Annotated in this window: 7 protein-coding genes and 3 pseudogenes; 5 read left to right on the plus strand and 5 right to left on the minus strand. The window is 58.9% G+C overall.

Annotated features, from left to right (window positions below; all coding sequences use genetic code 11):
- Window positions 1–146, plus strand: a pseudogene (locus QU481_RS23020) (IS30 family transposase); the annotation flags it as partial.
- A 380-nt stretch (window positions 147–526) separates the two neighbouring features.
- Entirely contained in the window at window positions 527–1,675 is a 1,149-nt protein-coding gene (locus QU481_RS23025; protein WP_289832308.1) for a Fic family protein, read from the plus strand.
- Window positions 1,676–1,765: 90 nt separating this feature from the next.
- Here the strand turns inward: QU481_RS23025 and QU481_RS23030 are convergent.
- Together QU481_RS23030 and QU481_RS23035 are read right to left on the minus strand one after the other, a co-directional pair.
- Window positions 1,766–1,927: pseudogene (locus tag QU481_RS23030) on the minus strand (IS256 family transposase); the annotation flags it as partial.
- 555 nt (window positions 1,928–2,482) lie between these two features.
- Entirely contained in the window at window positions 2,483–3,487 is a 1,005-nt protein-coding gene (locus QU481_RS23035) for a DNA-binding protein (RefSeq protein WP_289832309.1), read from the minus strand.
- Between the two features lie 161 nt (window positions 3,488–3,648).
- On the opposite strand from QU481_RS23035, the gene QU481_RS23040 reads away from it, so the two are divergent.
- From QU481_RS23040 to QU481_RS23050, 3 genes are all read left to right on the plus strand, one after another.
- The gene (locus tag QU481_RS23040; protein ID WP_289832310.1) at window positions 3,649–4,809 is read left to right on the plus strand and encodes a tyrosine-type recombinase/integrase; all 1,161 of its coding nucleotides are present in this window, start codon (window positions 3,649–3,651) and stop codon (window positions 4,807–4,809) included.
- Window positions 4,810–4,961: 152 nt separating this feature from the next.
- Window positions 4,962–5,165 (plus strand): cold-shock protein, encoded by a 204-nt coding sequence (locus tag QU481_RS23045; RefSeq protein ID WP_289832311.1) that lies wholly within the window; start codon window positions 4,962–4,964, stop codon window positions 5,163–5,165.
- A 368-nt stretch (window positions 5,166–5,533) separates the two neighbouring features.
- Window positions 5,534–5,728: a hypothetical protein gene (locus tag QU481_RS23050; protein WP_289832314.1), complete on the plus strand. Its 195-nt coding sequence runs from the start codon at window positions 5,534–5,536 to the stop codon at window positions 5,726–5,728.
- A 333-nt stretch (window positions 5,729–6,061) separates the two neighbouring features.
- Here the strand turns inward: QU481_RS23050 and QU481_RS23055 are convergent, their stop codons facing one another.
- From QU481_RS23055 to QU481_RS24030, 3 genes and pseudogenes are all read right to left on the minus strand, one after another.
- Entirely contained in the window at window positions 6,062–6,484 is a 423-nt protein-coding gene (locus QU481_RS23055; RefSeq protein ID WP_289832312.1) for a hypothetical protein, read from the minus strand.
- Window positions 6,485–6,571: 87 nt separating this feature from the next.
- A complete protein-coding gene (locus QU481_RS23060; RefSeq protein ID WP_289832313.1) occupies window positions 6,572–8,260 on the minus strand; it encodes a S8 family peptidase in 1,689 nt (562 codons plus the stop codon).
- Between the two features lie 196 nt (window positions 8,261–8,456).
- Window positions 8,457–8,699: pseudogene (locus tag QU481_RS24030) on the minus strand (DDE-type integrase/transposase/recombinase); the annotation flags it as partial.
- Window positions 8,700–8,827 lie beyond the last annotated feature (128 nt).

Raw genomic sequence — 8,827 nt, forward strand, 5'->3', positions numbered from 1 at the left:
CCGTGCACAGCCAGGAAGAGCTGGATGCTATCGCGCACCGGCTGAACACACGCCCACGTGCAGTGTTGAAATTCAAGATGCCGATCGAGGTGTTTGCCGAACATCTGGATGCCGTGATTGAATCGCGACAAGCAGAGAAACATTAACCCTGTTGCACTTGGTTATTGAGGCCGCCTAGTTTTACAACAATCATTTGAAATAGCATTGCGGTGCCACGGTGAGTGTGTAACCGACTCACTGATCGAAGGGGGCGTCATCATGAGCATTCGAACGATCGGGCTGGATCTGGCCAAGAACCCTAACGTGCGCTCCGATGATGCTGGGACGCCCTGCTGCGTAAGCTCACCCATCCACCCCCACCGCCTTCTCTGCGGCCGGCACTCAACAAGTTGACAGTACCGGTGGGCCGCCTTCGGCGCGGTAAGTGATAGGGGTTCTTCGCGATGATATGAAAGCCTTCTTTCATTGTTGCCAGTCAAATTAAAGAATGCTTTAATGTGCTTTTCGAAATCAAAGCACGCTTTCAATGACCCGCTCCACTGGTACCTATGCGATTTCGACGACTCTGGGAGAGTCGGTGCGGGCGTTTGTGCCTCATCCTTTGCCGCCGACTGCCCCAGCCTTGGAGCCCGCTGTCTTCGCAGACCTCAATCGCCAGGCCGAGCTTGCGCTCGCGCGTCTGGCGGGCGTGTCTGGGTTGGTTCCGTCGGTGGACTGGCTGTTGTACAGCGCCATCCGCAAGGAAGCCCTGCTCACGTCGCAGATTGAGGGCACGCAGGCCACGCTGACCGACTTGTTCGATGAAGAAGCGGGCTTCAAGGTGAGTAACACCGACGATGTGGAGGAGGTGACGAACTACCTTCGTGCTTTCCACTGGGTTCAAGAGCAATTGCGTGACCCCAAAGGACTGCCAATCAGCATGCGGCTGCTGTGCGATGCCCATCGGTTGCTGCTTGACGGTGCTCGAGGCGCTGGCAAACAGCCCGGAGAACTGCGCCGGTCGCAAAACTGGATCGGCGGCACACGGCCTGGCAATGCCGTATTTGTGCCACCACCGCCAGAGCGCGTATCCGAATTGCTGGCCGACATGGAACGGTTCATTCACGACACCGCGACGGATTTGCCTCCCATGGTCAAGGTGGCTCTCATCCATGCGCAGTTTGAAACCATTCACCCCTTCCTTGATGGAAATGGGCGGATCGGTCGCTTGCTGATCGCTGCATTGTTCGAGCATTGGGAATTGCTGTCTGAGCCGTTGATGTACCTCAGCGGCTACCTGAAGCAACACCAAGCAGAGTACTACCGTCGCTTGTCAGCCATCCGTACCGACGGCGATTGGGAGGCCTGGGTTACCTTCTTTCTGGAGGGGGTAGCAACCGCCGCAGGGGACGCGGAGAAGAACATCATTGAAGTCGCCAGCCTTGTCGCCGCCGACCGAAGACGCCTGTTGCAATCACCGAAGGCAGGTCCGGCGAGCTATCGACTGTTCGAGATGCTGCCCATGATGCCGCGCTTCACCATCGAACGTGTTCGACAGCAACTGGATACCAGCTTCCCCACCGCGACGGCTGCTGTGAAGGTGCTGCAAGACTTGGGCATCGTGACGGAGATGACCGGCCAGAAGAAGAACCGCAGCTACAGCTACCAAGCCTACGTTGAGCTACTCTCCCGGTGACAAATGCTCGCCAACCCGCAGCGACCCGCACCAATACTCATAAGCTCGGGAGGGGGCCCGTGCAGGATTCTGTGTAAACGGGTTTTCTGATTACAACTGAGGAAGTCGTTCCTCGAACTGGATGGTAAAGCGAGTCCGGGCCGCCTTCCAATCCCGGATCGGTAGGGTCCACTTCTGGCTGATGTTACATAACGCCAGATAGAACAATTTCAGCAGCGCCTCACCGCTGGGGAATGAGCCCCGGTTCTTGGTCGAGCAGGCGTTGGTGGCCGGTGCGTCGTGAGGCAGGGCAGCTCGTTTCATGTCCGAGATTGTCCCCGTGTTTCCGACCACCGGCCAACCACGTGACAGTACCCCTCAGCCCCCCCTGGCTCGCCATCGTTCTTGCCAGCCCTGTTGACATGCCATAAGCATGGCATTAGCATGCCTGCCATCCTTCGGGATGACTTCCGCGGGCTGAGTCTGACAGGCCTGCACCAGTTTTCCCGCCTGAGCGATGGCTCGGGGGGTTTTAGGTGGCGCGCTGCCCGATCCCGTCGGCGGCGCCACCCCGCCGGCCCGGGCGCTTGCACGGAGGCCGCAGCGCGCAACGCCGCGCGCCTTGGCCGCCTGCCGTTCCGGCAGGCGTGCCCTCTACTGCCCCCCTGCCCCTTTTTGCATACCAAGCCGCCGCAACCGGCCGGCTAGCCCGCTTCGTCCGCCCCGTTATCCCCCGCCGCGGTGGCTAAACCGGGGGATAACCCCGTTAGCCACGCCCCACACCCCGCCGTGACGCGCCCTCCATTGGGCCGCCTAAATATTGACCGGTCACGGCGTGGCGGCGCTGGCCGGCGGCAGCCGCTGCAGCAGCACCTCCAGCAGGCGGCGCGCCTCGTCGCGCTCCGCTGCGGCACGCTCCAGCTCGGCCTGCACACTGCCCAGCGCCGCCTGCGCCGCCGCCGCGCTCTGCTGCTGCGCGGCCGCCTGGTGCCGCTCGGCGTCCCGCTGCTGCTGCAAGGTGTCCAGCTGTTCCTGCAGGCCGAGGCCGCGCTGCTCGGCCTGCGCCAGCGCCTGCGCCTGACTGGCCACCTTCTGCTGCAGCAGCTCGCGCTGCGCCGCCTGCTCGCGGCGTTCGCGCTGCTCGCGCTGCTGCCACTGCGCCTGTTCCTGGTCATGGCGCGCCTGCAGCGCCAACAGCTCGTCGTTCAGCAGCGCCAGCCGGGTGGCGGCCTGGCGTTGTTGCTGCTCGGCCTGTTCGCGCGCGTCGTGCAGCTCGGCCGCCAGCTGCTGGCGCTGCTGTGCGGCAGCCTGTTGCTCGGCCTGTTGCTGCTCGCGCAACCGGGCCAGCTCGTCCTGCAGTAGCACGAGGGTGCGGCCCTGCTCGGCGATCAGCTGTTCCGCCCGCTGCAGCTCGGCGCGGACCTGGTGGCCGGCCTGGTGGGCGGCCACCAGCGCCTGCTCCGTCGCGGCACGTTGCGCGGCCGCCTCTTCGCGCTCGCGCGCCCACGCGTCGCGCTCGGCGGCGTAGCCCTGCTGCGCCTGGTCCAGGCTGCGCTGCCACCAGTCCTGCAGGAACACCGCCGCGTCGGCGGCCAGTGGCGCCGGCAGCTCGGGCAGGCTCAGCGAGCGCTCCAGCCGGGCGGCCCAGTCACGGCGCAACTCGCGCAGCGCTTCGTTGATGGTTTGCAGCGAGCCGTAGCCAAGCTCGTCACGGACGCGTTGCGCCCCGGCCAGTTCGCCATGCTCGCGCAGGATGCGTTCGGCGATGGCGCGCGCGCGCTCGCGGGTGGTACGGGGGGCGGGAGACGGCAGGGTTTCCGGGGGCAGGCTCATCAGACACTCCAAAAAGGTACGTTAATTATTACCGTACACTCGTATTAATTGCAATTTCCAAATCGCCAATGTGTTATTATTTCCATAATAATGACCGCCAGCCGGGTACCGACCCGGTCGAAATCGACGGGTCCCTACCCCAACAACCCCAAGGGTTCCCCATGTTCCCCAGCCTGCCGCCCGACGCGTTGCCCACCCGCCCGGACACCCCGCTCGCCGTAGTCGACGACGCCGCGCTGGCCGCGATCGCCGACTGGCTGCACGAAGTCGCCACCACGCTGGCGCCGAGCAGCTGGCTCAACTACCGCAAGGAAATCGAGCGGTTCCTGATCTGGCTGCGCAGCCAGCAGCTCACCCCGGCGCAGCTGCAGCGCCAGCACGTCAACCAATACCAGCAACTGCTGCAGCGCCCGCCGAGCGACTGGGTCAACCCGCGCCGCGCGCCGCGCCACGACCCGGCCTGGCGGCCGCTGGCCGGGCCGCTCAAGCCGTCCAGCATCCGCCAGGCGATGACCATCCTGCACAACTGCTTCGACTGGCTGCTGTTGCACGAGCGCGCCGGGGTGCGGCGCAACCCGTTCCGGCGCGTAAGGGTGGCGCGCGACCAGGCCAGTCCATTCGAGGAACGGCTGCTGTCGCCGGCGGCGCTGGCCTGGCTGCGCGACAGCATCGAGGCGCTGCCACGGGAACGCTTGCGCGACTTCCACCACTATTACCGGGCACGCTGGCTGGTGGCGCTGCTGCTGGTCGGCGGGCTGCGCCGCGAGGAGGTGGTCAGCGCCCGGCTAGGCGACTTCCGCTACGACGCCAGTTACGACGTGTGGACGCTGCGCGTACTGGGCAAGGGCAACAAGCTGCGCGACGTGACGGTGACGAACGAGCTGCTGGCCGAGTTGCGCTTCTACCTGCGCCACGCGCTGGACCGCGACAGTCTTCCGGAACCGGACGACCCGACCCCGCTGCTGTTCGCGCTGCACCGCAAGGGCTGGCGCGATCCGCAGCCACTGTGCGGCCAGCACCTGTACAAGCTGGTGAAGACGCTGCTGGCCAGGGCGGCCGAACGCGCCAGCGCCAGCGGCCAGCCGCACCTGGCGCGCGAGCTGGCGCCGGCGTCGCCGCACTGGTTCCGCCACAGCTCGATCACCGCCAAGCTCGAAGCCGGAGTGCCGATCGAGGACGTCGCCGAGGAGCACGGCCACGCCAACATCAACACCACCCAGCGCTACGCCCACAAGGCGCGCGGCCGGCGCGCGCAGCGGCTGGCCGGGCTGACGCTGCTGGACGACGGCGCAAGCGCGACGCCCCCACCGGAGCCGGACTGAAGCGGGCCCACTTGAACCGGGACCGGTCACGCGCTACCCGGATCGCTCGCAGGGGGATTGCCGGGCGCCGCGCTTCCCGGCACACTGCCCAGACTGAGCTGCGGCTCAGTCATGACAATGCACAACGACACACTGCAAAGGGAACAGCAGCAATGGCAACCGGTACCGTGAAGTGGTTCAACGACGCAAAAGGTTTCGGCTTCATCACCCCGGACGGCGGTGGTGAGGACCTGTTCGCGCACTTCTCCGCGATCAACGCGAACGGCTTCAAGTCGCTGCAGGAAGGCCAGAAGGTCAGCTTCGACGTCACCACCGGCCCGAAGGGCAAGCAGGCGGCCAATATCCAGCCGCTGTAACGCGGTATGGGGCAGCACAGGAAACCCCGCAATATGGCGGGGTTTTTTGTCGCCCGGATGAACACGAGCGGCGCCGACTCGGCCTCGCGCGTCCGATCGGGGGATCCGCCCCCCCCCCCCTCCGCACCCCCCAAGGCGAGTTCGGGCCTGTGAAACACATGAGATGCCAGCTCTCTCACTTTACCGCTGCATCGCGGCCGATGCAGCCCGCTGGGCTGGAGTGCTGTCGCGGCGGTTCTGTCGCAGTAAGCGAAGTGTGATGTGAAGAACCGCTAAGGGCGGTGGGCTTATGCAGCCAGAGAATAGAATGGTTCTGTCGCAGTAAGGGCCGCAGTAAGATGACAGCCCAACCAACACACTCAAATGGCATGAAGAAGACGCCCGTACCTGCATGGAGAAAAGCACTCAAGCGCCTGCATTTCCCGATCGATGTCATCTTGCTATGCGTGCGTTGGTATCTGGCTTACTCCCTCAGTCTGCGTAACCTGGAAGAAATGATGGTCGAGCGCGGGGCGGAAATGGTGGGACGGCGTAGTCCGAGTTCTTCAGCAATACTGGCTTGAGACCGGCCACGCTTGTACATCCGGATGGCGGTACGTCTCAGTTGCTCACGAGCAGCTGGCTCAAGCTTGCGAACGTCGATTTTTTCCATGTCGGCAGTATACCGTTTGTACGGATTATTTCTGCCGGGTTAATAGCTATAGCGAAAAAATGGAAGCGAGTTGTAATGTCGAAGACAGGATTGAGCATCAATGACCTCGCTCCTTGAAAAGCATCTGCTTGCAAATTAGCTTCCAACACGTTATTGATACATAGCCTTTCTAAACGACCACCAGCACAATCCAAACTAGAGCCCCCGTTCCTCAAGCCATAAACATCCGTAAATCAAGATAGAATTACGAGGGAACATTCAAATTGTCACTGTATTCTCTAATTACAGTTAGGGTAATCGCCCCCCAATTATTCCAGTAATATCCTGACCTATCATTTACGAAAACAAACAGGACCCCTTCTATTGGAGAAATCCATTCATTTTGGACGCCGATAGGAAATGTTGACAACGGATCATCATGAGTTGGCTCCAACCCATTTGGAACGACGCGTCCCATGAGACGGAAATAGCGATCTCCATCAGGAATGCGCGGTGGTCGACCCAGAGAGTAAAGAATAGTGGCTGAGTAACCGTCTGCAGAGCATGGGATGACTGCATCAACCCACACTCCTTTTGCTCGAAATTTCAGAGGTTCACCATTCCTTACCAGAATGGAGGTTTTGACCCACATTTCTCTTGCGGGGACCTGTATGGTTTCTTCCATCATTTTCCATTCCTTTGCGGGGGGCTCCGATTCTGTGACGTCCTTCTTGACGGTTTAGCGGCATAAAATCTCATTCCTAATGAAATTAAATCAACTCAATGCATAGCGAAGAGCATTGGAAATATCATGCTCGAGTAAATATTGCTTAATCTGCAATCTTTCTGTGTCAGACAAGGTGGTAACTGTGTCGTTACCTAGTTGACCTTGCCAGTCTTTATAGGCAAGCTCAACAAAACTCACGTCAGTTGAGCGAAATACGGTCTGTACTGCTTCAACTTCATACATCTCTGGATTTCCTGGTGGTTCTTTTCCGATCAGATCACGGATTAATGGCCAGGAAATCCTGTCTTGATCTCGACGGGTGATTGTCCCGTCCTGTATTCCTTTGATGGCTTGATCAACCCAATTACTGTCAAGAATGCCGACCGCATTCAATGCGCCGTGCGAGCTGGTATATTGCAATACCTCTGCAGGCAAAGATCGTGCAGATTTAATCAATGCGTAGCGACATGCTTCGACACGTCTCCAATCGGCAGGAAATTCTCGACCATATTTCTGCACCCAAAGAGCACACGCTGCAGCAATCTGCGGGGTTGAAGCAGAGGTACCTCCACCTGACATCTCCCACTCTGAGTCTTGACCCGGTTTCATCCATGAGACATTAGGGGTATAAGCGGCGATGGACTTTTTCAAAATTCCCTCCGGTCCATAACTACCCTGTAATGTTGAGTTTTCATTGGTTTCATAACCAGTATTCCTATAAGTGACACCGGTGGCAGTTATGACACGCCAAAAAGCAGCTGGATAAACTGTATAATGTGGTGGAATTCCAACTAGGCCTTCTCGGTACCAATCCCCCGCTGCTGCAACAATGATAATGCCAGAATCGTATAATTGATTTACCGCCTCTGCCCATGATTTCAATGGGTATCCGCCATGACTGATCGTTACCACATCACAAGGCTTTCGCCCATTCCCGCCTGCTGCATATAGCATCCCCTGCGTCATAGATGAGTCCCCTAGATGGATAACCGATCCACCAATTCCTCCAATCACGACCGGAACGACGGTTGCATCAGGGGCACATCCGACAACACCACTAAAACTAGCACCATAGCCCCACTTTTCTTTCGGGTCCAAGTCCATTTTATTTCCTGCTAGGATGGCAATGGTTCCAGTGCCATGGCCTGGATCAAACCATTCATGGTTTGTGTCAATTATATTTGTGGGGTTATTGGGGTCGTAGAAATTATGGCCTTCGTTTGTCGCCAAATTACGTGGAGCCGATTTATGGCTAGGGTCACACCCAGTATCTAGATGCGCTATCCGCACTCCATTACCTGTAAAGCCATTCTGGTGTGCATCTGGAAATCCTGCGCGATCTAGATACCAGACCGGAGAGAAATTGTCATCCACTCCTTTCTGAGGGCCCCACTTAGATGGTTCGTGGGGCTCATCTTTTGTAGCGTTGGAAAATAGGAATTCTTTTTGCCCGGCCCCCTGCGTAGCTATTTTTTGCAACTGCTCATCAGTGAAACGGGTTTGGTAACAGTTAGGTTCGGCATATACGGCCCCACCCGATAATACTTGGTGGTGGGCGGCATCCCATGGGTGATCAGAAGTAATAGCCCAGTGCTCTGCCCCAAAAGCTCTGAGTGGAATCGGATTAATATTAGTAGGACGTGTCGGAGTAAACTGTATCGCTGATTTTGGGGAGGCATCATGCATGACAATCAGTTGCCCAGTCCAACGCGCTGAATATTGTTTTATCGACATCATAACCTCCCCGAGAGTAACTGTGTGCTTCATTTGACTTTTCTTAGCCGGGGAACTCTGTACAGTCAAGAATTATTATGCAGCATACGTTTCTACTAGTTTTGAGGGTATTGTCAACTTAAGGATGAGAGGCCGAACGAAAATGCGGTGCTTGAGGAAAGCGGACTCATGCGGCGAGGCGTCCCAGCATCGGGGCGCAACTTACCCTTTCCCAAGCCTCGAAGGCTCGGGTGCGCACCTCGCGCTGGTGCTGCGCATTCGTGTTATAGCGGCAGTGCATGAACAGGTTGCTTACTTGATCATGGACCGACGTGAATCGTTGTAGATGGCGAGCTGATTTGAAACGGCGCATCACTTTCTCGCGCACTCGCGTTGGCTGGTGCGAGTTCTCCGCCCGGTTGTTCAATCCTTTGTGATGACGGTGCTTAACATTCAGCCCCAGACCCTGTTTGCTGCGGCGTAGGTACTGTCAACTTGCTGAACGCCGGCCGCAGAGAAGGCGGCGAACGAGGATGGGCTAACTCACCCAGCAAGGCATTCCGGCATCATCGGAACGCACGTCACCCTTTC

This window comes from Crenobacter oryzisoli (assembly GCF_030385785.1).
In the GTDB taxonomy this organism is placed as follows: domain Bacteria; phylum Pseudomonadota; class Gammaproteobacteria; order Burkholderiales; family Chromobacteriaceae; genus Crenobacter_A; species Crenobacter_A oryzisoli.